Genomic DNA, 21,423 nt, shown 5'->3' on the forward strand with positions numbered 1-21,423 from the left:
CGCCGAGCGATTCGGCCTGCACGATCAGCCGTCCGGCCTCCGCCAGCCGAGTGCGCGCCTCGGCCCCGACGGCGCCGCGGCGCGCGGTGATGAAGTCCTCTGCCGCCCCGAGCTGGCTGCGCGCCGCCAGCAGTGTCTGCGCCAGCGCCGCCTGCGCGCGCTGCCTGGCGGCCTCGGCATCCCGCACGCTGCCGAGCAGCGCGTCGATCTGGGTGTTGGCCTGCTCCAGGCGCTGCACCACCTCGACCGGGTTCACCCGGTCGGCGGAGAGTTTGGCCGACACGTCGGCGAGCACCGACTCGGTCGAGGCGACGACGGAGGCCAGCTGCCCCGAACTGTCGGCGCTGGCCGGCAGCGCCTTGGCCGCGGCGATGTCGGAGCGGAGGTCGGCGATCGCCTCCGAGAAGCTCGCCCGGGCCTCGGTGAGGTCGTGGTCGAGGCGGTCGACGGCGTCCAGCAGCAGGGCGGCCTGGTCGACGGCCTCCTCCGCCGCCCGGATGTCGACGGCTGCGTCGCTGGTCTTGCCGGCCGCGAGGGCCGTGTCGGCCTCGGCCAGGGCGGTGCCGGCGAAGGCCAGCCGGTCCTCGGCCTGCGTCGGGTTGTCGGCGATCGTGGCGAGCGCGGCATCCGTGTACTGGTTGGAGAGCCGGGCCAGCGTTGCACGCACGCCGTCCAGGCGGGCGCGCGCCGCCTCTGCCGCCTGCCGGGTTGCCTGTGCGGCCTGCGGGGCGTTCTTCTCGAGGGCGCGCAGGGCATCGAATGCCTGGGCCTGGGCGTCCAGCACGGCGTTGGCCTTCTCGCAGTTCTCGATGATCTGGGCGTACCAGCCGCGCTGCTGCTCCTCGGTGTCCGGCTCGGAGTCGTCGAGTTTCTGCTGCAGGGTGAAGCCGCGGGAGAGCAGCTCCCTGGCCTCGGTCAGCGCCTTCTGGAAGCCCGCGGTGGCCTCGGTGCCGTAGGAGGCGATGGCGAAGCCGAGCTCCTCCTCGCTGGTCTTCACGGCGTCGTCGGTGCGCACCAGCGCGCTGCCTGCGCGCTGCTTGAGCTCGGCGGTGCTGAGCGCGCCGATCCCGCTGGGGGCTGCCCGGCCGCGGGATGCCGACGAGCCGCGCCTGCGCAGCACAAAGAACAGCACCACGCCGACCGCCAGCACGCCGATCACGAAGAACCAGACGAAGCCCGAGCCGCCGGAACCGCCGGTGCTGCCGTCCAGGGAGTCGCCGCCGACCGCGCGCTCCAGGCCGGTCGCGGCACCGATCGCCGCCCCGGCCCAGTCCTCCTCGCGCAGCGCAGGCTCGATGTAGTTCTGGTCGATCTCGCTGAGCTGCTGGTCGGTCAGCGGCGAGTCAGCGGCGGCGGAGAGGTAGTAGGTGCGGCCGTCGACGGCGACGGCCAGCAGGTAGTCGTTGGCGCCCATCCCGTTGGCGTTCGCCGTGGCATCCGTCCACGCCACCGCGTCGGACGGGTTCTCGAAGACGTCCACGTACGCGACGTAGAGCTGCACCCGCTCGTTCTCGTAGAGGGTGTCGATGGCCTTGTCGACGTCGCCGGTGCCGGAGCCGAGGGCGCCGACGGTGTCGACGATCGGGCTGGACCCGAACGTCACCGGCCCCGCGGCGGACGCCGCCAGCGGCGCCGCGAATATCAGCGCGCCGACCGCCAGCGCAGCCCCCACAGCCCACCGTGCCCGCATCGGCCCACCTCCTCTAGCGCGTACTCTTTTCGAAGTCTAGGGGGAGCGCCTCCGAGGCGTCCAGCAGCGCTCTCGCGGGCGGGAGCGGGCGGTGTCAGGCCCCGACGAGGGCGACGCGGTCGAGCAATTCCGCTCGCACCTCGGTCACCAGCAGCTCCCTGGCACCCTGCAGAACGGCGTTGTCGCGCACGCTGGTGGCGACCACCTCCGGGTACCACCGGCTCTGCGCGCGGATGTGGCCGGCAACGAGCGCGGCCAGCTCCGCCCCGCCGGCGCTGCCCGTCGGGCCGCCGAGCACGAGCAGCTCCGGGTCGAGCACCGACAGTAGCGGGGTGAGCGAGATGGCGATGCGCGGGGCGAGGTCTTCGATCACCTCGTGGCGGTTCGGCGCCGTCGCCAGCGCGTCCAGCGCCGCCGGAAGCGTCTCGCCCGGGATGCCGTGCCGGGCGAGCAGCGCCTGCACGGCGCGCCCGCCGATCAGGTCCTGCACCTCGCGGGCCGACTCGTCGTAGTGGATGGCGGCGTGGGGGATCGGCATGAAGCCGATCTCGCCCGCACCGCCGAAGGCGCCGCGGTGCAGCGCGCCGTTGGTGTCGAAGGCGGCGCCGACGCCGTTGCCGAGCCAGATCAGCACGAACACCTCGCGGCCCTGGCCCACGCCGTCCACGCTCTCGGCCGTCGCGGCCAGGTTGGCGTCGTTCTCGATGCGCACCTGTGCGCCGAGGGCGTCCTCGAGCAGGTCGCGGACGCCGGTGACGGGCCATTTCGGCAGGGCCTCGGTGAACAGCTCGTCGGCGTGCCGCGGGTCGACATAGCCCGGGATTCCGATGCACAGCTTGTGCACGGCGGCCGGGTCGGAGCCGCTCGCCGCGCAGGCGCGCTCGATGGCGCCGCGGATGTCGCGCACAGGGTCGCGCTCTGCGGGGTCGGCCGGCAGCGGGGCCCGGACGACGGGGTGCAGCGTGCCCGCCGCGTCGACGACGCTGGAGCGGATCTCGTGGGCATCGATGTCGACGGCGACGCCGAGTGCCTTGTCCACCCGGGCCGCATACAGGATCGGTGCGGGCCCCGGGGTGCCCGTCTGGCGCCCCGCCTGCACGATGAAGCCGGACTGCTCGAGCCTCGCCATCATCAGCGAGGCGGTCGGCTTGGAGACGCCGGCCAGCTCGCAGATGCGGTTGCGGGTCAGCGGCCCGTGCTCCAGCAGCAGCGACAGACCCGTCCGGTCGTTGACAGCGCCCAGCCACGCGGGGGTGCCCTGAGGGGACTTCACCGCGGGATTCGCTGAGGATTTCACTGCCACCGGGGCCGCCTTCGAGCCGTCTGCGGCTGAGGCCGCACTGTAAGGAGTCTTCACGAGCATAGCGGCGCGGCGCGCGGCAGGAGGTGAACGGCGGGTTTCACGGGGAGCCCGGCTGGGTGCCGTTCGGCTGCCAGCCCTGCTCGCCGATCAGGGGCACGAAGCGCACGCCGCCCAGCGACTCGAGCTCCCACCCGGCGTCTTCCCTGCCCGCGGCCACCGCGCCCGCGTCTCCGGGCCGGTGCAGCACCAGCAGGCGCTGCCAGCCGCTCGGCGACTCCACCGGCAGCACCAGTCGGCCGGCCGGGGCGAGTTGCGCCCGGAGCGCCTCGGGGATGGACGGCCCGGCCGCGGAGACGATGATCGCGTCGTACGGCGCGTGCTCGATCAGGCCGAGCGTGCCGTCCGCCTGCCGAACGTGGGCGTTGGCGTAGCCGAGGCGGGCGAGCAGCTCACCCGCCCGGGCGGCGAGCAGCGGCATCCGCTCGATCGACCAGACCTCGGCCGCGATGGCCGCGAGCACGGCGGCGGCGTAGCCGGAGCCGGTGCCGACCTCGAGCACCCTGCTGCCCGCGCGCACCCGGGCCGCCTGCACCATCAGCGCCACGATGTAGGGCTGCGAGATGGTCTGCCCGTCGCCGATCGGCAGGGGGTGGTCGGCGTAGGCATCGGCGCGCAGCGCCGGGCTCACGAACTCCTCGCGCGGCACGGCGGCCATCGCGCCGAGCACGAGGGCGTCGGTGATGCCGCGTCGGGCGAGGTGTCGCTCGAGCATCTCGGCGCGGCGCGCGTCCAGCTCGGTCACCCCTCCAGTACAGCACCGCGGCGGGGCGAGCGCCATGCCCCGGGGCGAGCGCCAAGCCCCGGGCGAACGCCAGGCCCCGGGATCAGGCCCGGGCGCGGTTGCCCGCGATGACGTCGCGGTACCAGTGGAAGGACTGCTTCGGGGTGCGCCGCTGCGTCTCGAAGTCCGTGTGCACGAGGCCGAAGCGCATCGAGTTGCCGACCGCCCACTCGAAGTTGTCCAGCAGCGACCAATGGAAGTAGCCGCGCACGTCGACGCCGGCCGCGATGGCCGCGGCGATGGCGCGCAGGTGCGCGTCGGTGTAGTCGATGCGGCGCTGGTCGGCGACCTGGCCCGTGGCATCCGGCCCGTCATTGATGGCCGCGCCGTTCTCGGTGATGTAGACCGGGGGGAGGGCGTCGCCGTAGCGCTCCCGGAAGGAGACCAGCAGCTCGGTGAGGCCGGCGGGGATGACGGGCCAGTCGAAGTCGGTGCGCGGGTAGCCGTCGATGTCGACGAGTTCGAACGGCAGGCTGGCGTCGAGCTCGTGGCCGTCGATGAGCGCGGGCCCGTCGTCGCCCTGGCGCTGGCTGAAGCCGGGTGCGGCCACCGCGGTCGGGTTGTAGTAGTTGATGCCGTACCAGTCGATTGGGCTGGAGATGATCTCGAGGTCCTCGGCCGGCACCTCGGGCAGCATGCCGGCCATGGCCTCGGGGTAGCGCCCGGTGAGGATCGGGTCGGCGAAGATCCAGTTGGAGATGTTGTCGTACAGTCCGGCCGCCTGCTGGTCGGCCGGCACCTCGCTGGCCGCCCAGGTGGGGGCGTGGTTGTTGGCGACGCCGATGTTGCCGGCGCCGGCCGCCCGCAGCGCCCGCACCGCGAGGCCGTGTCCGAGCAGCAGGTTGTGCGCGGCGGGGAGCGCCTCGAAGCCGAGCTGCAGGCCGGGGGCCTGGATGCCGGCGCCGTAGCCGAGCATGGTGAGCACGACCGGCTCGTTGATGGTGATCCAGCGCGGGATGCGGTCGGCGAAGTGCTCGCCGACGATGCCGGCGTACTCGCCGAAGCGCAGCGCGGTGTCGCGGTTCAGCCAGCCGCCCGCCTGCTCGAGCGGCAGCGGGGTGTCCCAGTGGAACAGCGTCGGCGACGGCGTCACGCCGGCCTCGAGCAGGCCGTCGACGAGGCGGTCGTAGAAGTCGAGGCCGAGCGGGTTCACCGCGCCGGACCCGGCGGGCTGGATGCGGCTCCAGGCGAAGGAGAAGCGGTAGGCGTCCACCCCGAGCTCGGCCATCAGCGCGATGTCCTCCGGGTAGCGGTGGTAGTGGTCGCAGGCCACCTCGCCGGTGTCGCCGTTCAGCACCCGGCCGGGCTCGGCGCAGAACGCGTCCCAGGAGCTCGGGCCGCGGCCGTCCTCGGCCACCGCGCCCTCGATCTGGTAGGCGGCCGTGGAGACCCCCCAGACGAAACCCTGCGGCAGGACGGGGAACGGGGACGGCTGGGTCATGGTGGCCTCTCGACGGCGTTGTCAGGGATGCGGGGGCAGGGCTGCGCGGACTGCTGTGCGCTGCTGCTTCCGAGGATCGCCGACATCCGTGACTAAGTCAAGCGTCTGGGACGCATGACCCACTTAGCGGGCGGGGTCAGCCCTCGCCCGTGAACGACGGACTGCGCCTCTGCTGGAACGCGGCGAAGCCCTCTGCGTAGTCTGCGCTGCCGGAGAGCGCGCCCTGCGCGGCGTTCTCGGCGGCCAGCGAGCGCCAGAGGCCGACCCGCTCGTCACGCAACTCGTGCACCAGTCGCTTGCTGGCGAGGAACGCCTGCGTGGCCCCGCTGGCGACCCGGCCCACCCGCGCCCGGGTGAAAGCGAGGATCTCCTCGTGCGGCACGACCCGGCTGAACAGGCCGAGTTGCACGGCCTCGCTCCCGCTGATCAGCTCGCCCGTGTAGATGAGGTCGAGGGTGCGGTGGGCGCCGAGCCGCTCGAAGAAGAGGGCGTGCCCGCCGGAGTCGAGCGTCGCCCCGAGGTTCGCGAACGGGGAGCCGATCTTGGCGGTGTCCGCGACGTAGACGACGTCGCTGGCGATCAGCAGGCCGAGCCCGACGCCGAGGCACGCCCCTGTCGCGATCGCGAAGGTCGGTGCCGGGAAGGAGTCGATCTGGGCCAGCAGCGGGGTCACCACCTGGGAGAGGTAGCCCTCGGCGTCATCCGTCGCCGGGTCGACATTCGAGATGTCCCGGCCGGCGCAGAACGCGCGCCCCTGCCCGTGCAGAAGCACGGCACGCACACCCGCCTCGGCGGCCCGGGTGTACGCGGCGGCGAGGTCGGCGATCGCCTGCTCGTCCAGCGCATTGAGCTTGCCCGGTTCGTCGAGCAGGATCTCGGCAACGCCATCGGCGAGGGTGAGCTCGACGGTCATGGTTCCTCCAGTGAGATCGGGGGACGGGGTTAGGAGTCGTAGTTCACTTCGACGCTGGGGCTGGTGGGCACCGACTGGCAGGTGAGCACGTAGCCGCGCTCCAGCTCGTCCGGTTCGAGGGCGTAGTTCTCGGCCATCTCCACTGTGCCGGAGACGAGGGTCGCCCTGCACGTGCCGCACACCCCGCCCGCGCAGGCGAACGGCACGTCGCCGCGCACCCGGAGGGCGGCGTTGAGGATGCTCTCGTTGCTGTGCACCGGGCTCGTCACCGTGCCCGTCGTGCCGTCGAGGCGGAAGCTGATCGTGTGCACCTCGTCGCCGGCGGAGACCTGCACGGGGCGGCCGCTCTGCCCGGCCGGGGCCTCGGGGCGCCCGGTCGTGAACAGCTCGAACCGGATGGCGTCGGCGTCGACACCGAACTCGGCGAGGGTGTCGCGGCAGAGCTGGACGAGATCGAACGGGCCGCAGAGGAACCATTCGTCGACGGTGCCCGGTTCGATCAGCATGCGCAGGATGCTGCGGAGCTTGTGCGCGTCCAGGCGCCCGCTCAGCAGCTCGGAGCTGCGGATCTCCCGGGTGAGCAGGTGGTGCAGGGCGAGCCGGTCCGGGTAGCGGTCCTTGAGGTCGGCGAGTTCGTCGACGAACATCGTGTCCATCACGGTGCGGTTCGAGTAGAGCAGCGTGAAGCGATTGCCCGGGTGGGCGCCGAGCGTGCTCTCGATGAGCGCGAGCACCGGGGTGATGCCGGAGCCCGCCGCGATCGCGACGAGGTGGGCGGCATCCGTGTCGGCCAGGCGGGAGGTGAATGTGCCCTCCGGGCTCATCACCTCCAGCTCCATGCCCACCTGCAGGTGGTCGAGCGCCCAGCTGGAGAACACCCCGCCGAGGTCGCGCTTGATGCCGACCTGCAGCTCGCCGGCGACGGGAGCCTGGCAGATCGAGTAGCTGCGGCGCAGGTCCTCGCCCTCGAGCACGGTGCGGAGCGCGATGTACTGCCCGGGGGCGTACGCGTACTGGTCGCGCAGCTCGTCCGGCACGGTGAAGCTCACCGCGATGGCGTCGGTGGTCAGCTTGCGCACCGCGGAGACGCGCAACCGGTGGAATGCGGCCCGGCGGCGGGTGGTTGTCGTCGCTGTCGTGTCTTCCGGCACCGTCAGTGGTCCTTAAAGTAGTCGAACGGCTCGTGGCAGCGCTGGCAGACGTACTGGGCCTTGCAGGAGGTCGAGCCGAAGCGGCTCACCTCGCGGGTGTGCAGAGAGCCGCATTGCGGGCAGCGGATGCCGAGGCCGAGGCTCACGGCGCCGCCCGCCTGCCGGGTGCGCGGCGCGGCGATGCCGTACTTCTCGAGCTTGGCCCTCCCGGCGTCGCTCATCCAGTCTGTTGTCCACGCGGGGGACAGCACGGTGGTGACCGTGATCGAGCCGTAGCCGCTGCGGGCGAGCGCGGCGGCGATGTCGTCGCGGATGGCGTCGACGGCAGGGCAGCCGGAGTAGGTGGGGGTGATCTCGACGAGAACGGCGCCGCGCTCGTCGACGTGGGCGCTGCGCAGCACGCCGAGATCTTCGATCGTGAGCACGGGCACCTCGGGGTCTACGACGGTCGCCGCGAGATCCCAGACGCTCCGGTCGGGCTCGGCGAGCGGCCGCGGGCGGGCGACGCGTTCCAGCTCGGTCACCATGATGCTCCGGGGTGCGCTCGGGCCAACACCTGCATCTCGGCCAGGATCGGGCCGAGGTACTCGGTGTGCGAACCCTGCCGGCCGCCGCCGCGGGCGGAGGGTGCGGTGGGCACGGTGAGCCCCGCCTGGGTGATCAGCCGCGGCACCAGGGCGTCGAAGCCGGCACGCAGCGACGACGGGGCGACGGCGATGCCGGCGAGGGGTGCGGCATCCTCGTCGCCCGGAATGGCGTCGTCGGTGAACAGCTCATCGACGAAGACCCACATGGCATCGAGGCCGCGCTGCATGCGACGGTGCGACTCCGCGGTGCCGTGCCCGAGCCGCAGCAGCCACTGCTCCGAGTGGTCGAGGTGGTAGTCCACCTCTTTGAGCGCCTTGGCCGCGATGCCCGCGAGCAGGGGGTCTGCGGATGCCGACAGCTCCCGGTACAGGCCGATGAAGTAGGCGGACGCGATCAGCTGGCGGGCGATCGTCTGGGCGAAGTCCCCGTTCGGCTGCTCGAACAGCTGCCGGTTGGTGAACTGTGCCTCGTCGCGGAAGTAGGCGAGGTCGTCCTCGCTCTGGCCCCAGGCGGAGCCGGCGTAGGTCAGCAGGCTGCGCGCATGGCCGAGCAGGTCGAGGCCGATGTTGGCCAACGCCACGTCCTCCTCGAGCTCTGGTGCGTTCGTGACCCACTCGCCGAGGCGCTGGGCGAGCACGAGCGCGTCGTCGCCGAGGCCGAGGGCGTAGCGCGCGACGGCGTCGTCGGCCCCGGCATCCGTCTCGGTGATGGTCTGCCGGATCGACTCGGGCGTGAGCGCGGTCGAGATGGCCCGGTTGCTGTGCCCGCTCACAGGTGGGGCACCGTGTCTGACTCGGTGTAATAGGTGGCGTGCCGGTATTCCTTGCCCTGCGGGGACTCGAAGAACGCACCCTTGGCGTCGGGGTCGGATGCCGTGATCGCCGAGGCGCGCACCACCCAGATCGAGACGCCTTCTGCCCGCCGGGTGTACAGGTCGCGGGCGTTGCGCACGGCCATCGTCTCGTCGGGGGCGTGCAGGGATCCCGCGTGCACGTGAGAGAGCCCGCGGGAGGATCGGATGAAGACCTCCCAGAGGGGCCACTGTTCGCGCTCGCCGGAGTCGCCGGGGCTGGTCATGATGCCATCCATTCGTGGGCCGGAGCCTGATTCGTCTGCCTGTCTGCGCTCTGCCCGTCTGCGCTCTGCTTGTCGGCGTAGGCGCGGGCGGCCGCGCGCACCCACTCGCCGTTCTCGTGGGCGGTGCGGCGCCGGGAGACCCGGATCGCGTTGGCCGGCCCGCGGCCGGCGAGCACCTCGGTGAACTCGGCCCAGTCCAGCTCGCCGAAGTCGTAGTGGCCGCGCTCCTCGTTCCATTTCAGGTCGGGGTCCGGCAGCGTCACACCGAGGATCTCGGCCTGCGGCACGAGCATGTCGACGAAGCGCTGGCGCAGCTCGTCGTTGCTGAAGCGCTTGATCTTCCAGGCCATGCTCTGCTGCGAGTTGGGGGAGTCGGCGTCGGGCGGGCCGAACATCATCAGGGCGGGGGCGTACCAGCGGTTCACCGACTCCTGGGCCATCTGCTGCTGCGCCGGGGTTCCCCGCATGAGCTCGAGGAGGATCTCGAAGCCCTGGCGCTGGTGGAACGACTCCTCCTTGCAGATGCGTACCATCGCGCGCCCATACGGCCCGTAGGAGGCGCGGCAGAGCGGCACCTGGTTGCAGATCGCCGCCCCGTCGACGAGCCAGCCGATCGAGCCCATGTCGGCCCAGGTCGGGGTCGTGTAGTTGAAGATCGAGGAGTACTTCGCCTTGCCCGTGATGAGGTTCTCGAACATCGTGTCGCGGTCAGTGCCGAGCGTCTGCGCGGCGGAGTAGAGGTAGAGGCCGTGCCCGGCCTCGTCCTGCACCTTGGCCATCAGGATCGCCTTGCGCTTGAGGCTCGGGGCGCGCGTGATCCAGTTGCCCTCCGGCTGCATTCCGATGATCTCGGAGTTCGCGTGCTGCGAGATCTGCCGCACGAGCGTCTTGCGGTAGGCGGCCGGCATCCAGTCGCTCGGCTCGATGCGGCTGTCGGTGGCGATGAGCTCGTCGAAGCGGCGCTGGCCCGAGCCGTCCGGATCGTCGTCCAGCTCGTGTGCCGCGTGCAGCTGGCGCAGTGGGTCTGCCACGGGAGCCTCCTTGCTCTGGACGCGCGGGGCATCCGGAAATGTTCACGATACTTACCGATCGTTCAGTAATGTTAGCACCGTGGCCCGGCCCCATCAAGGTGTTGCGGCCACGGTGCCCGCAGCACTGGCCTCCCCGGCCCGCAACCGGTGGTCGGCTAGAATCGGGAACCGCACTGGGCTCCGCTCGCCGGGCGGATCCGCAAGCCGAGACCTGGAGAGAGTCGCGTCGTGAACCAGCCATCGAACCCCACGAACCGGGCGCCGCGCGGCGGCAACGGTCGCGCGGGCCGTGTTCCATACGACCTCGACGCCGTGCTCGACATTGCCGTTCTGGCCTTCAACGAGTTCGGCTACGAAGCCACGTCGATGGGCGTGCTCGCCGAGCGGCTGGGCACCAGCAAGTCGGCCATCTACTACCACGTGACCGGCAAGGAAGACCTGCTTCGACGGGCCTTGGAGCGGGCGCTGGGCGGGCTGGAGGGCATCCTCGCCGAGCAGGGCGCCATGGACGGCTCGCCCGTCGAACGGCTGCGCTACGTGTTGCGCGGCGCCGTGCTCGTGCTCGCCGACGACCTGCCATACGTCACGCTGCTGCTGCGCCTGCGCGGCAACACCGAGGTGGAGCGGGAGGCGCTGGAGCGCCGCCGCGCGTTCGACCACGCGATCGCCGGTCTCGTCGACGAGGCCCGCGTCGAGGGGGCGCTGCGCGCCGACGTCGACGCCCGCACCACCGTGCGCCTGCTGTTCGGCATGATCAACTCGATCGTCGAGTGGTACAAGCCGGGCGGCGCGCTCACCCCCGATCAGCTCGCCGAAGACGTCATCACGGTCGCCTTCGAGGGTGTGCGGGTGCACGCTGCCGACGCCGTGCCCGCGGCGGGCGCCTAACCCTCCTTGGCCACCAGGGTCAACACGTCGTAGCTGGCGACGACCTCGTCGTGCTGGTTCACCAGCACGGCGTCCCAGCGCACCTCCCCGTATTCCTCGTTCTCGCGCGGCGTGATCTGCTTGGCGGTCAGCGTCACGCGCACGCTGTCGCCGGGCGAGACGGGGGTGATGAAGCGCAGGTTCTCGAGGCCGTAGTTGGCGAGCACCGGCCCCGGCGCGGGGTCGACGAACAGGCCGGCCGCCCAGGCGAGCAGCAGGTAGCCATGGGCGACGCGGCCGGGGAAGAACGGGTTGGCGGCCGCGGCCTCCTCATCCGTGTGCGCATAGAAGGTGTCGCCGGTGAACTCGGCGAAGTGGCCGATGTCCTCCAACGTGATCTCGCGCTCCGCCGAGACGACGGCGTCGCCGATGCGCAGCCGGGCGAGCGACTTGCGGAACGGGTGCTCCTCGCCCGCCTGCACCGGAGCGCCGGCGCGCCACCGGCCGGTCAGCGCAGAAAGCACGGCCGGCGTGCCCTGGATGGCGGTGCGGCGCATGAAGTGCTTGACCGCACGGATGCCGCCGAGCTCCTCGCCGCCGCCGGCCCGGCCGGGCCCGCCGTGCACGAGGTGCGGAACGGGCGAGCCGTGCCCGGTGCTGGTCTTCGCGTCATCCCGGTCGAGCACGAGCACCCGGCCGTGGAAGGGGGCGATGCCGGAGACGAGCGTCACGACCGTCTCGGGGTCGAAGCTCGCGACCGTGGCCACGAGGGAGCCGCCGCCCCGGTTCGCGAGCCGCACCGCGTCGGCCGCGTCGGTGTAGCCGATCACCGATGCGACGGGGCCGAACGCCTCGATGTCGTGCACGGCGGGTGCGTCGGCATCGTCGAAGCGCACCAGCACCGGCGCGAAGAAGGCCCCCTCCGGGGCCGGTGCCACGGTGCCGTTCAGCCGCACGACGGCGGGCTCGTCCAGGCTGCCGAATGCGAGGCGGCCGCCCCCGGCGAGCAGCTTCTCGACGCTGCGGCGCACCTCGTCGCGTTGTTCGATGCTGGCCAGCGGTCCCATCGTCACGCCGGCGGCGCGCGGGTCACCGAGGGTGACGCGCTGGGCGAGGCGGGCGCCGACCGCCTCCACGACGGCGTCGACGCGCGCGGCCGGCACGATGAGGCGCCGGATGCTGGTGCACTTCTGCCCGGCCTTCGACGTCATCTCGGTGACGACGCTCGCCACGTAGGCGTCGAACTCTGGGGTGCCCGTCACGGCATCCGCGCCCAGGATTGCGGCGTTCAGCGAGTCGGTCTCGCGACCCAGGGTGACCTCGCCGCGCAGCACACGGGGGTGCTCGGCGAGGGTGTGCGCGGTGGAGGCCGAGCCGGTGAATGCCACGCTGTCGCGCACGTCGAGGGTGTCGAGGAAGCCGCGCACCGATCCGCAGATCAGCTGCAGCGACCCGGCGGGCAGCAGGCCGGAGTCGACCATCGCCCGCACCGCGGCCTCGGTGAGGTACGCCGTCGGGGTTGCCGGCTTGACGATGCTCGGCACGCCCGCGAGGAAGGCGGGCGCGAACTTCTCGAGCATGCCCCACACCGGGAAGTTGAAGGCGTTCACCTGGAAGGCGACCCCGGGCAGGCGGGTGTAGACGTGCTGGCCGCCGAACGACCCGTCGCGTGCCAGATTCTCCGGGTCTCCGTCGACGAGGAGCTTCGCGTTGGGCAACTCGCGCCGACCCTTTGAGGAGTAGGTGTAGAGCACGCCGATTCCGCCGTCGATGTCGACCATCGAGTCGCGACGGGTGGCGCCGGTGCGGTCGCTCAGTGCGTACAGCTCCTCCTTGACGTCGCTGAGGTGCACGGCGAGGGCCTTCAGCCGCAGTGCGCGCTCGTGGAAGGTGAGCTCACCGAGGCTCGCCTGCCCGACGGTGCGGCCGTACTCCACCGCGGCGGCGATGTCGAGGCCGTCGCTGCCGACGAGCGCGACGCCCTCGCCCGTCGAGGCGTCCCGTGCGATGGTTCCCGTGCGGGGTTCCCACCAGGCGCCTTCGACGAAGCTGGGGAGGAGGCGGGGAGTGGTGGAGTCGCTGGGTGTCATGGTCGTGGCCCTTCGCGGTGCTGGTTCGTGCAGTGTTGGTGTGGTCGGTGTCGGTGTCGGTGTCGGTGCCGGTGATGGTGCTGGTGCCGGTGCTGGTGCATTCGATGCGGGATGCCGGGTCAGTCGGCCCAGGTGAAGAAGCCCTCACCGCTCTTGCGGCCGAGCTTGCCCGCGGCGACCTTCTCCCGCAGGAGGGCTGGCACCTCGAAGCGTGCGCCGAGCCGGCTCTCGAGGTACTCCGCGATTCCGAGGCGCACGTCGAGCCCGACGAGGTCGGTCAGCCGCAGCGGGCCGACGGGGAACTTGTAGCCGAGCACCATTGCGGCGTCGATGTCCTCGGCCGAGGCGACGCCGTCTTCGAGCATGCGGATCGCTTCGAGCGCGATGACGACGCCGAGGCGGGAGCTGGCGAAGCCGGGGGAGTCCTGCACGGTGATCGGCGTCTTGCCGATCGCCGCGACCCAGCCGAGCGCCTGCTCGACCAGCGCGGGCGCCGTGGCCGGGCCGCGCACGATCTCGACGAGGCTCGACGCGGGCACGGGGTTGAAGAAGTGCAGGCCGCAGAAGCGTTCCGGCCGGGCGAGTGCGGTGGCCAACTCGCCGATCGAGAGCGAGGAGGTGTTCGAGGCGAGCCACGCCTGCGGCGAGAGCTCGCGCTCGAGGCGGGTGAGCACCTCGACCTTCAGCTGCGCGTCTTCGGGCACGGCCTCGATCACGAGCGTCGCCGCGGCCAGGTCTGCGGCATCCGTCGTCGTTGCCGTTCTCGCCTCGAGGGCGTGCGCAGACTCGGCCGTCGTCTGGCGGGCGACGCTCGACGCGATCACGGAGCGCAACGCCTGCGCCGCGTGCGCGGCGGAGTCGGAGTCACGCTCCAAGATCCTGACGGAGGCGCCGGCCAGCAGGAACGCGTGTGCGATGCCGACGCCCATGCGGCCGCCGCCGGCGATGCCGACGACGCGGGGCACGCCGGTTGGGACGTTCACAGTCTCTGTCATTTCTTCTTCCGTTTCGCCAGGAAGGCGTCCATCCGCTCGAACTTCGCCGGCGATTCGAACAGCACCGACTGGGCCTGCTCGTCCACGGCGGGGTGGGCCGCGCGCGGTGCGTGGAACACGCGTTTCGTGGCCTGCACCGCGAGGGGATCCTGTTTCGCAATGCGGTCGGCGAGCGCATGGGCCGCCGCCTCCAGCTGTTCCGGCTCGTGCACCTCGGTGACCAGGCGCAGCGCGAGCGCATCCTCGGCGTTCAGCACCCGGCCGGCGAGCAGGATCTCCTTCGCGACGGGCTCGCCCACGAGCTCGGCGAGGCGCCAGCTGGCGCCGGCCGCCGCCAGGATGCCGAGGGATGTCTCTGGGTTACCGATGCGTGCGCTCGTGCTGGCGATGCGGAAGTCCGCCGCGTAGGCGAGCTCGGCGCCGCCGCCGAGCGCCCAGCCGTCGATGGCCGCGATGACGGGCATCGGCAGGGCGGCGATGCGGCCGAAGAGCCGGGAGTTGATGCCGGCCAGGGCATCCTCCCGGCGCCGGTCGCGCAGTTCGGCGATGTCGGCACCAGACGCGAAGACGCCGCCGTCGCCGCTGAGAATGAGGATCCGCGGGACGGCCTCGAGCTGGGCGCACACGGTGTGCAGCTCGTCGACCATTGCCGCATCGATCGCGTTGCGCACGGCGGGCCGGTTGAGCGCGACGTGCAGCCGGTCGGGGCGTTCGGCCATGATGCGGAGTGTGCTGGCGGTCATCACACCGTCTCCACGGCGAGGGCTGCGCCCTGGCCGACGCCGACGCACATCGTCGCGAGCCCGGTTCCTCCGCCTGCGCGCTCGAGGCGGCCGAGCAGCGTGGTGAGGATGCGGGTGCCGGAGGCGCCGAGCGGATGCCCGAGCGCGATCGCCCCGCCGTCGGCGTTGACGATCTCCTCGTCGAGGCCCAGCTGCCGCATGCACGCGAGCGCCTGAGTGGCGAACGCCTCGTTCAGCTCGACCGCGGCCAGCTCGCCGGCGCTGAGGCCGAGGCGGGCGAAGAGCTTGCGGGTGGCCGGCACGGGCCCGAGCCCCATCACCTCCGGCAGCACTCCGGCGGACGCGCCGCCGAGCACCCGGGCACGCGGCACCAGGCCGTAGCGGGCGATCGCGTCCTCGCTGACGATGAGCACGGCGGCCGAGCCGTCGTTGAGCGAGGAGGCGTTGCCCGCCGTGACGATGCTGCCGCCCTGCACCACGGGCCGCAGGCCGGCGAGCCGTTCGAGTGAGCTGTCGGCCCGGGGGCCCTCATCGACGGTGACATCACCGCTCTTCGTGGGCACTCCGACGATCTCCGAGGCGAACCGGCCGGCCTGAATCGCCGCCAGGGCGCGCTGGTGCGAGCGCAGGGCGAAGGCATCCGCCTCGGCCCGGCTGACTCCTTCGAGGGCGCCGACGTGCTCGGCCGTCTCCGGCATGCTCATCGTGAAGCCGTCGCGCTTGCCGAAGTCGGGGTTGGTGAAGCGCCAGCCGATCGAGGTGTCTGCCAGCTCCCCTGGCCGGCCGAATGCCTTCTCCGGTTTGGCGAGCACCCAGGGTGCGCGTGTCATGGACTCGACGCCGCCGGCGATCACCACGTCGGCCTCACCCGACTTGACCATGCTGGTGGCGAGGTGCACGGCCGAGAGCCCGGATGCGCAGAGTCGGTTGACCGTGATGCCGGGCACCGTCTCGGGCAGGCCGGCCAGCAGCGCGGCCATTCTGGCGACGTTGCGGTTGTCTTCGCCCGCCTGGTTCGCGGCGCCGAAGATGATGTCGTCGATGACGGCAGGGTCGATGCCCGTGCGGGAGACGAGCTCGCGGACCACGATCCCGGCGAGGTCGTCTGGGCGCACCCCTGCGAGGGCGCCGCCGTACCTGCCGATGGGAGTTCGAACTCCGCCAACTACAAATGCTTCTGCCATGGCTCCGTTACCTTGCATGCAGTTCCCACGGACTCGCGCTCGAGAACCGGACTTACTGACCGTTCGTTCTGTAAACGATGTCATGTGCTGCGCGCTGCGTCAATATTGGCACCGGAGGTGGGGGAAGCGTCCGAAATTGTGTTGCTCGGGTTGCTCGCTTACTGTACGTTCAGTTGGCGGGGAGTGATTCCTGCGACGCGAACAGGACGGGTGAGGATGGCGATCGAGAGCATGGACGATGTTCGCGCGGCTCCAGAAGGCGGACTCCGGCCCATGCTGCTGCGCGACCGCGTTGCGGTCACGCTGGGAATGCGCCTCGCGGTCGACGAACCGGGCCACGCCGTCATCACCATGGTCGTTCGCGACGACATGCTGAACGGGTTCGACGTCATGCATGGTGGGCTCATCTTCTCGCTCGCGGACACGGCCTTCGCCGTCGCCTGCAACGAGACCGACGAGGTCACCCTCGCCGCCGGCGCCGAGATCTCCTTCCTCCGACCGGTCCGGGTCGGGCAGGAGCTGACCGCGACCGCGCTACGCCGCACCCGGGCGGGGCGCAGCGGCATCTACGATGTGCAGGTGGTCGATGAGGCCGGCCATGTGGTCGCGGAGTTCCGCGGGCGCAGCCGCACGACGCGGCTGCCTGGCCCCGTGCCCGGCACCGGCACGCCGTAGCGTCCCGAGCCCAGAGCTGTCCGGGCCTGCACCCCTCGTCACCCACATGAACAATGCAATGGAGCATCCATGACACAGCTGTCGAAATCGCCGGCCTTCGCCCCCGCCCTGCAGGAGCTCGACGCCGAGGAGCGGATGTCGCGCGACGAGCTGGAGGCCCTGCAACTGGCCCGGCTCCAGGACACCGTGCGCCACGCCTACGCCAACGTGCCGTTCTACACCCGGAAGTACGACGAGGTCGGCGTGCACCCCGACGACATCCGCGAGCTCAGCGACCTCGAGAAGCTCCCCTTCACGACGAAGGAAGACCTCCGGCAGAACTACCCGTTCGGCATGCTGGCGGTGCCGCGGGCCGAGGTCGCCCGCATCCACGCGTCATCCGGCACCACCGGGCAGCCGACCGTGGTCGGCTACACGAAGGCCGACCTGGATGACTGGGGGCAGCTCGTCGCGCGGTCGCTGCGTGCAGCCGGCATCCGCCCGGGGCAGATGGTGCACAACGCCTACGGCTACGGCCTCTTCACCGGGGGACTCGGCGCCCACACCGGCATCGAGCGGCTCGGCTGCACCGTGGTGCCGATGTCCGGGGGCAACACGGCCAAGCAGGTGCAGTTGATCCGCGACTTCGAGCCGGACGCGATCCTCTGCACTCCGACCTACCTGCTGACCATCATCGACGCCCTGGCGGCGAGTGGCATGGACCCGCGGGACTCCTCCCTGGCGGTGGCCGTGCTCGGCGCCGAGCCGTGGACCAATGAGATGCGCTCCATGATCGAGGGCAGCCTCGGCATCGATGCGCTGGACATCTACGGCCTCAGCGAGGTGATGGGGCCGGGCGTCGGCAGCGAGTGCATCGAGTCCAAGGACGGCCCGCACATCTGGGAGGACCAGTTCCGTCCGGAGGTGATCGACTCCGAGACGGGGCACGCGCTGCCGGACGGCCGGCAGGGGGAGCTCGTCTTCACCACCCTCCGCAAGCAGGCGCTCCCGGTCATCCGCTACCGCACCCACGACATCACCACGCTCCTGCCGGGCACCGCCCGGCCGGGCATGCGCCGGATCGAGAAGATCACGGGGCGCAACGACGACATGATCGTGTTGCGCGGCGTCAACCTCTTCCCGAGCCAGATCGAGGAGATCGCGCTCGCCATCGACGGCCTCTCGCCGCACTTCGAGCTGGAGCTGACCCGCGTCGGACACCTGGACCGGATGACGGTGCACGTCGAGCCGACCAGCGGCCTCAGCGCCGCGGACGGGGAGCGTGCCGTCGCCGCCCTCGTGCGCGAGGTGAAGGTGCGCGTCGGCACGACGGTCGAGGTGCACCTCGCCGCCCCGGGGAGCCTGGAGCGCTCCGGCGGCAAGCTCAAGCGCGTCTACGACCACCGGCAGTAGCGGAGCACGGCGCGTGCGGCGCGCCCCGGGAGTCTCGCCACGCGCGCGATCGCGCCACTAGACTGCCGGGCAGCAGGGGGCCGCATGCAGCGTCCCTCGTGCACGGGCACTGTCGGGCAAGCGGAGGGAAGCGTTCATGAGCAGCACCGTTCACACCAGCAAGTCGGGGCTCTGGGGGGCCTTCGCCGGCATTATCACCCTGGCGCTGGTCGCCTTCCCGCTGTCCGCTGCGCTGTCGTTCGCCACCCATCCCGCAACGCAGGCGCTCTTCGGCGGGCGGCTGGAGGAAGCCTCGCAGTTCGGCTACACGCTGTTCTGGTGGGTGCTGGTGGCCATGATCGTGGCGCTGCCGTTTCTCGTGGGCTTCGGCGTCGCCAAGCTGAGTGCCAAGACCCTGACCATCGCCGGGGCCATCGTCGCGGTGTTCGTCATCCTCATCCTGGTGCTCGGCCAGCTGTTCGTGTTCATCTAGGAGCCGGCAGGCTGCCTGGCCCCCTCGTCGGCCGTGACCGCCGAGAGGCGCAGGGCGACGCTGCCCGACTTCTTCGAGCTGAACTTGTTCGCCAGGCGGATGGCCGTGAACTGGATGCCATATTTTGCCTTCAGCGCAGCGTCGGTGACGACGCGCGTGTCGGCGTCCGACACGATCACTGCGCGCGCCTGCACGGGCGCGGAATCCCCACGGATGCCGCCGCGGGCGTCACAGGCGACGAGCTCTATCCGCGGGTTGTTGCGGATCCGCTTCACCTTGCCCGAGTTTGTGCCTGTCGTCACCAGCACCTGGCCGTCGGGGCTCTCCGCGATCCAGACAGGCGTCGAGACGGCCTCGCCGCTCTGTCGAAACGTGGTCAGGAGCACATAGCTCTCGGCGGCCAGCGCGGAGAGTGGGGAAGTCGACATGCGACCCACTCTACGGGCCCGGAATCAGCGTTTCGGTGCGGTGCCCGGCCGTCGCGGGGGTGGCGCCTGCCGCCGCCTTCGCGACGGAATCGCCCGCTGTCCTGGGGCGCGCGAGCCGGTCGGGGAGTTGTACCGGCGGTCTGCGCCGCAGCCCCGATTTGGATGTCAAGCGCCGGGGCGTCTGATCCGGGTCGACGCTGCGCGGCGGGATGAGCAGGTGCCCCGCACCGTCGTGGATGACCTCCCAACCCTGATTGTGGAACAGCAGGTGGTGGTAACGGCAGAGCAGGATGCCGTCGTCAATGTCTGTTCGGCCGTTGTCGCGCTGCCAGTGCTTGATGTGGTGGGCCTCGGTCCAGGAGACCGGTCTGTCGCAGCCCTCGGCCATGCATCCGCCGTCGCGTGCGGCCAGGGCGATCCGTTGCCGCCTCGTGAACAGGCGGGTCTCCCGACCGAGGTTGAGCGGTTGCCCCTGCTCGTTGAACAGCACGGCGATGGAGCCTCCGGCGCAGATCTCGCGTTCGACGGCCTCGCGGGGCACTGCCTCATTGCTGGACTCGATGATCCCGAAACCCACCCCCGCTCCGTCGGTGCCCCGGGTGAGGGATTCCTGCTGCACGTGCAGGGTGACGCACGGGCGATGATCATCGAGAATCTTGTCGGGGTCGACGCTGACGCCGGCCCGGAGCAGGTCGACGAAGCCATCAGCCGTGAACTCATCGACCTCACGCAGGTCGCCCCGGGCGGCGCGGGCGGCGACGGTGTCCACTTGAGAGCGGAACTTCACCCCGGCCCTCCGTGGATGGCGCAACCGATCTTTGACCGCGATCACGAGGGCGCCGTTTTCCGGCTCCAGCAGGAAGGACCCGGCGACCATGCCGTCCGGTCGCTCCCATGCCCTGAAGTATTGCTGCCGCCGCATCTGCTCCGAGCGCGCGAGGACGCCGGCCGCATCAGCTCGATCACGCGCGGCCCGTGCCTCCTTGAACGCCAGCTCCGGGGTCAGGCGTGCGCACTCCCGAATGAGCTCGGGCAGCACTGCGCAAACCGCGGCGACCAGGGCCTCCTCACGGGCGGCTCGGGCCTCGGCCGGCTCGACGCGCGCTCCGTCGGCTGCGGATGCGGCACCCCCTGCCCCGAGCGGCCCGCGCAGCGCCTCGGTGAGGAGAAGTCGCCCGTCCGGCCCTGCGCGCAACCCGCCGCGGATCGCATCGCCGACACCGAGGCTGAACAGGCCGGATGCGACAGCATCGCTGATCGGGCCGAACCACGGTCTCGCGGCGGCCGAAGCGGGGAAGCCCGCCCCCTCCGCGGGCCCCGCCCCGCCCAGACCGGGCAGTGGCTCGCCGTCCGGGAGACCGGCCTCATGCCGCAAACGGGTCTCTTCATCGGCCGCCTCCGTCTGCGCCAGCATCAGGCCGGTGTTCAACAGAGTCGCCACCTCCGTGCGGGAGCCGCCGGTGATCCTCTGCAGCAGCGCGTTCGGGCTGGTGTGCCCCATCCGGTTGGCCAGACCCGCCTGCCCATACTCCCGGCCCGAGCGGCGGGCAAGCGATGCCGATGCCAGCGCGATCTGCCGCTGCAGCGTGGACGCATGCTGGGAGAGAGCCCCTATCGTCGCGAGGAGCGCTGAGTCGCCCAGCGCGTCGTAGCTGGCGGCGGTCAGGCGCACCGTCGTCTGCTCGCAGCTCTCGATGAGCTGCGCCGCTGGTGAGATTGCCGGGGACCGATCCTGCATGCCCCAATTTTACCGACGCACTGCCGCAGTGCTCGGGGAAAAGCCCTGATGTGGACAAGTTTCAACAACGGGTGCACTGTGCACAACAGGTGCCAGGTAGTCGCTCGGACGCGGCGCCGAAGGACGACAAGCAGCCGAACGCCCTCCGGCCCCAGACAGCGGTGAGCGCCCGGCGGCAGCCCTAGCCATTGACGGCCCGGCCCGTTGCCCATATGGTCGCCCGCAGGCCGGATATCGAAGACCGGACGCCGAGAAGCGGGGGATCGTCATGCACGCAGCAACACGTGCGGGGGCACGAGTTGTGCTCGTCGTTCTCCTCGCCGTCTCCGTCCTCGCCCAGGTCGTCCTGATCCCACGGCTTGCTCTGGACACCGTCATGGTGTTCCCGGAGGCCGAACCGCTGCGGATGCCGGGCATCATCGGCTGCGTGGCGATCGTCGTGTGCGCGCAGGTGGCGCTTCTCGCGGCGTGGAGGCTCCTGTCCCTGCTGCGGCACGGCGGAATGCTTCAGCCAGCGGCATCCTGGCCCCTGAACGCCCTCATCGGCAGCGGCGTTGCGGCCGTTGTGCTGTTCCTGGTCGCCTTCGCGATCCTCACTGCCGCCCAGTCGATGCCGCCCGCGGCGATGATCATCATCGTGCTCGGGGTCCTCGGCGGGAGCGGGCTGACGGTCGGGGCGATTGCGATGCGGGAGCGCGTGCGGAACGCGGGCGCGCTGCAGCGCGACGTGGTGGCGGCCGTCTGACGCCGATCGCACCACGTCCGAACGCAGAAACGGGTGAAGCCCCGGCCACTGGCCGGGGC

At 71.2% G+C, this 21,423-nt stretch carries 21 protein-coding genes; 5 read left to right on the forward strand and 16 right to left on the reverse strand.

Going from position 1 to position 21,423, the window contains the following annotated elements:
- From GY24_RS09275 to paaA, 10 genes are all read right to left on the reverse strand, one after another.
- On the reverse strand, positions 1-1,690 hold a 1,690-nt coding region (locus tag GY24_RS09275), incomplete at its 3' end, for a TPM domain-containing protein (protein WP_133161154.1).
- Positions 1,691-1,784: 94 nt separating this feature from the next.
- Positions 1,785-2,963, reverse strand: a complete 1,179-nt coding sequence (locus GY24_RS09280; protein WP_104475376.1) for an ROK family transcriptional regulator — start codon at positions 2,961-2,963, stop codon at positions 1,785-1,787.
- Between the two features lie 127 nt (positions 2,964-3,090).
- Positions 3,091-3,795: a protein-L-isoaspartate(D-aspartate) O-methyltransferase gene (locus GY24_RS09285; protein ID WP_233279289.1), complete on the reverse strand. Its 705-nt coding sequence runs from the start codon at positions 3,793-3,795 to the stop codon at positions 3,091-3,093.
- Positions 3,796-3,877: 82 nt separating this feature from the next.
- Complete coding sequence (locus tag GY24_RS09290) at positions 3,878-5,275, reverse strand: GH1 family beta-glucosidase (RefSeq protein WP_104475378.1); 1,398 nt, start codon at positions 5,273-5,275, stop codon at positions 3,878-3,880.
- Positions 5,276-5,411: 136 nt separating this feature from the next.
- Positions 5,412-6,188, reverse strand: coding sequence for an enoyl-CoA hydratase/isomerase family protein (locus GY24_RS09295; RefSeq protein ID WP_104475379.1), 777 nt, complete (start codon positions 6,186-6,188; stop codon positions 5,412-5,414).
- A 29-nt stretch (positions 6,189-6,217) separates the two neighbouring features.
- Positions 6,218-7,339, reverse strand: a complete 1,122-nt coding sequence (paaE, locus tag GY24_RS09300; protein ID WP_104475380.1) for a 1,2-phenylacetyl-CoA epoxidase subunit PaaE — start codon at positions 7,337-7,339, stop codon at positions 6,218-6,220.
- Positions 7,340-7,341: 2 nt separating this feature from the next.
- The gene (gene paaD / locus GY24_RS09305; protein ID WP_104475381.1) at positions 7,342-7,866 is read right to left on the reverse strand and encodes a 1,2-phenylacetyl-CoA epoxidase subunit PaaD; all 525 of its coding nucleotides are present in this window, start codon (positions 7,864-7,866) and stop codon (positions 7,342-7,344) included.
- Positions 7,860-8,699, reverse strand: a complete 840-nt coding sequence (paaC, locus tag GY24_RS09310; RefSeq protein WP_193953547.1) for a 1,2-phenylacetyl-CoA epoxidase subunit PaaC — start codon at positions 8,697-8,699, stop codon at positions 7,860-7,862. Before paaC ends, paaD begins: the two co-directional genes overlap by 7 nt.
- Positions 8,696-9,004: a 1,2-phenylacetyl-CoA epoxidase subunit PaaB gene (gene paaB, locus GY24_RS09315; protein WP_104475406.1), complete on the reverse strand. Its 309-nt coding sequence runs from the start codon at positions 9,002-9,004 to the stop codon at positions 8,696-8,698. Before paaB ends, paaC begins: the two co-directional genes overlap by 4 nt.
- Positions 9,001-10,014, reverse strand: coding sequence for a 1,2-phenylacetyl-CoA epoxidase subunit PaaA (gene paaA, locus GY24_RS09320; RefSeq protein ID WP_233279293.1), 1,014 nt, complete (start codon positions 10,012-10,014; stop codon positions 9,001-9,003). The genes paaB and paaA overlap by 4 nt, the downstream gene beginning before the upstream one ends.
- Before the next feature lie 249 nt (positions 10,015-10,263).
- On the opposite strand from paaA, the gene GY24_RS09325 reads away from it, so the two are divergent.
- On the forward strand, positions 10,264-10,923 hold the full coding sequence (locus tag GY24_RS09325; RefSeq protein ID WP_104475382.1) for a TetR/AcrR family transcriptional regulator: 660 nt from the start codon (positions 10,264-10,266) through the stop codon (positions 10,921-10,923).
- On the opposite strand, the gene paaZ is transcribed toward GY24_RS09325, so the two are convergent.
- The 4 genes from paaZ to GY24_RS09345 form a co-directional block, all read right to left on the reverse strand.
- Positions 10,920-12,992 (reverse strand): phenylacetic acid degradation bifunctional protein PaaZ, encoded by a 2,073-nt coding sequence (gene paaZ / locus GY24_RS09330; protein ID WP_104475383.1) that lies wholly within the window; start codon positions 12,990-12,992, stop codon positions 10,920-10,922. The genes GY24_RS09325 and paaZ overlap by 4 nt on opposite strands.
- 119 nt (positions 12,993-13,111) lie before the next feature.
- On the reverse strand, positions 13,112-13,987 hold the full coding sequence (locus tag GY24_RS09335) for a 3-hydroxyacyl-CoA dehydrogenase family protein (protein ID WP_104475384.1): 876 nt from the start codon (positions 13,985-13,987) through the stop codon (positions 13,112-13,114).
- A complete protein-coding gene (locus GY24_RS09340; protein WP_233279290.1) occupies positions 13,984-14,730 on the reverse strand; it encodes an enoyl-CoA hydratase/isomerase family protein in 747 nt (248 codons plus the stop codon). The genes GY24_RS09335 and GY24_RS09340 overlap by 4 nt, the downstream gene beginning before the upstream one ends.
- A complete protein-coding gene (locus GY24_RS09345) occupies positions 14,730-15,914 on the reverse strand; it encodes an acetyl-CoA C-acyltransferase (RefSeq protein ID WP_104475385.1) in 1,185 nt (394 codons plus the stop codon). The genes GY24_RS09340 and GY24_RS09345 overlap by 1 nt, the downstream gene beginning before the upstream one ends.
- A gap of 231 nt (positions 15,915-16,145) precedes the next feature.
- Here GY24_RS09345 and paaI point away from each other — a divergent pair, with 231 nt between their 5' ends.
- The 3 genes from paaI (at position 16,146) to GY24_RS09360 (ending at position 18,453) form a co-directional block, all read left to right on the forward strand.
- Entirely contained in the window at positions 16,146-16,589 is a 444-nt protein-coding gene (paaI, locus tag GY24_RS09350; protein WP_104475410.1) for a hydroxyphenylacetyl-CoA thioesterase PaaI, read from the forward strand.
- 69 nt (positions 16,590-16,658) lie between these two features.
- Positions 16,659-17,981 (forward strand): phenylacetate--CoA ligase PaaK, encoded by a 1,323-nt coding sequence (gene paaK, locus GY24_RS09355; protein ID WP_104475386.1) that lies wholly within the window; start codon positions 16,659-16,661, stop codon positions 17,979-17,981.
- A 136-nt stretch (positions 17,982-18,117) separates the two neighbouring features.
- Positions 18,118-18,453 (forward strand): hypothetical protein, encoded by a 336-nt coding sequence (locus GY24_RS09360; protein WP_104475387.1) that lies wholly within the window; start codon positions 18,118-18,120, stop codon positions 18,451-18,453.
- Here the strand turns inward: GY24_RS09360 and GY24_RS09365 are convergent.
- Together GY24_RS09365 and GY24_RS09370 are read right to left on the reverse strand one after the other, a co-directional pair.
- The gene (locus GY24_RS09365; protein ID WP_104475388.1) at positions 18,450-18,881 is read right to left on the reverse strand and encodes a PPOX class F420-dependent oxidoreductase; all 432 of its coding nucleotides are present in this window, start codon (positions 18,879-18,881) and stop codon (positions 18,450-18,452) included. The two genes, GY24_RS09360 and GY24_RS09365, sit on opposite strands and share 4 nt — an antisense overlap.
- Positions 18,882-18,891: 10 nt before the next feature.
- Positions 18,892-20,619 (reverse strand): HNH endonuclease signature motif containing protein, encoded by a 1,728-nt coding sequence (locus GY24_RS09370; RefSeq protein ID WP_104475389.1) that lies wholly within the window; start codon positions 20,617-20,619, stop codon positions 18,892-18,894.
- A gap of 268 nt (positions 20,620-20,887) precedes the next feature.
- On the opposite strand from GY24_RS09370, the gene GY24_RS09375 reads away from it, so the two are divergent.
- Entirely contained in the window at positions 20,888-21,364 is a 477-nt protein-coding gene (locus GY24_RS09375; protein WP_104475390.1) for a DUF2975 domain-containing protein, read from the forward strand.
- The last annotated feature ends 59 nt before the right edge of the window (positions 21,365-21,423 follow it).

The sequence above is a fragment of the Microterricola pindariensis genome (genome assembly GCF_002936985.1).
Classification (GTDB): Bacteria; Actinomycetota; Actinomycetes; order Actinomycetales; family Microbacteriaceae; genus Microterricola; species Microterricola pindariensis.

Excerpts from the sequence above, each read along its gene's own strand:
- GY24_RS09290 (WP_104475378.1), bottom strand. The coding sequence starts at position 5,275 with ATGACCCAGCCGTCCCCGTTCCCCGTCCTGCCGCAGGGTTTCGTCTGG.
- GY24_RS09295 (WP_104475379.1), bottom strand. The coding sequence starts at position 6,188 with ATGACCGTCGAGCTCACCCTCGCCGATGGCGTTGCCGAGATCCTGCTC.
- paaD (WP_104475381.1), bottom strand. The coding sequence starts at position 7,866 with ATGGTGACCGAGCTGGAACGCGTCGCCCGCCCGCGGCCGCTCGCCGAG.
- paaB (WP_104475406.1), bottom strand. The coding sequence starts at position 9,004 with ATGACCAGCCCCGGCGACTCCGGCGAGCGCGAACAGTGGCCCCTCTGG.
- paaZ (WP_104475383.1), bottom strand. The coding sequence starts at position 12,992 with ATGACACCCAGCGACTCCACCACTCCCCGCCTCCTCCCCAGCTTCGTC.
- GY24_RS09335 (WP_104475384.1), bottom strand. The coding sequence starts at position 13,987 with ATGACAGAGACTGTGAACGTCCCAACCGGCGTGCCCCGCGTCGTCGGC.
- GY24_RS09340 (WP_233279290.1), bottom strand. The coding sequence starts at position 14,730 with ATGACCGCCAGCACACTCCGCATCATGGCCGAACGCCCCGACCGGCTG.
- GY24_RS09345 (WP_104475385.1), bottom strand. The coding sequence starts at position 15,914 with ATGGCAGAAGCATTTGTAGTTGGCGGAGTTCGAACTCCCATCGGCAGG.
- paaI (WP_104475410.1), top strand. The coding sequence starts at position 16,146 with ATGGACGATGTTCGCGCGGCTCCAGAAGGCGGACTCCGGCCCATGCTG.
- paaK (WP_104475386.1), top strand. The coding sequence starts at position 16,659 with ATGACACAGCTGTCGAAATCGCCGGCCTTCGCCCCCGCCCTGCAGGAG.
- GY24_RS09360 (WP_104475387.1), top strand. The coding sequence starts at position 18,118 with ATGAGCAGCACCGTTCACACCAGCAAGTCGGGGCTCTGGGGGGCCTTC.
- GY24_RS09365 (WP_104475388.1), bottom strand. The coding sequence starts at position 18,881 with ATGTCGACTTCCCCACTCTCCGCGCTGGCCGCCGAGAGCTATGTGCTC.
- GY24_RS09370 (WP_104475389.1), bottom strand. The coding sequence starts at position 20,619 with ATGCAGGATCGGTCCCCGGCAATCTCACCAGCGGCGCAGCTCATCGAG.
- GY24_RS09375 (WP_104475390.1), top strand. The coding sequence starts at position 20,888 with ATGCACGCAGCAACACGTGCGGGGGCACGAGTTGTGCTCGTCGTTCTC.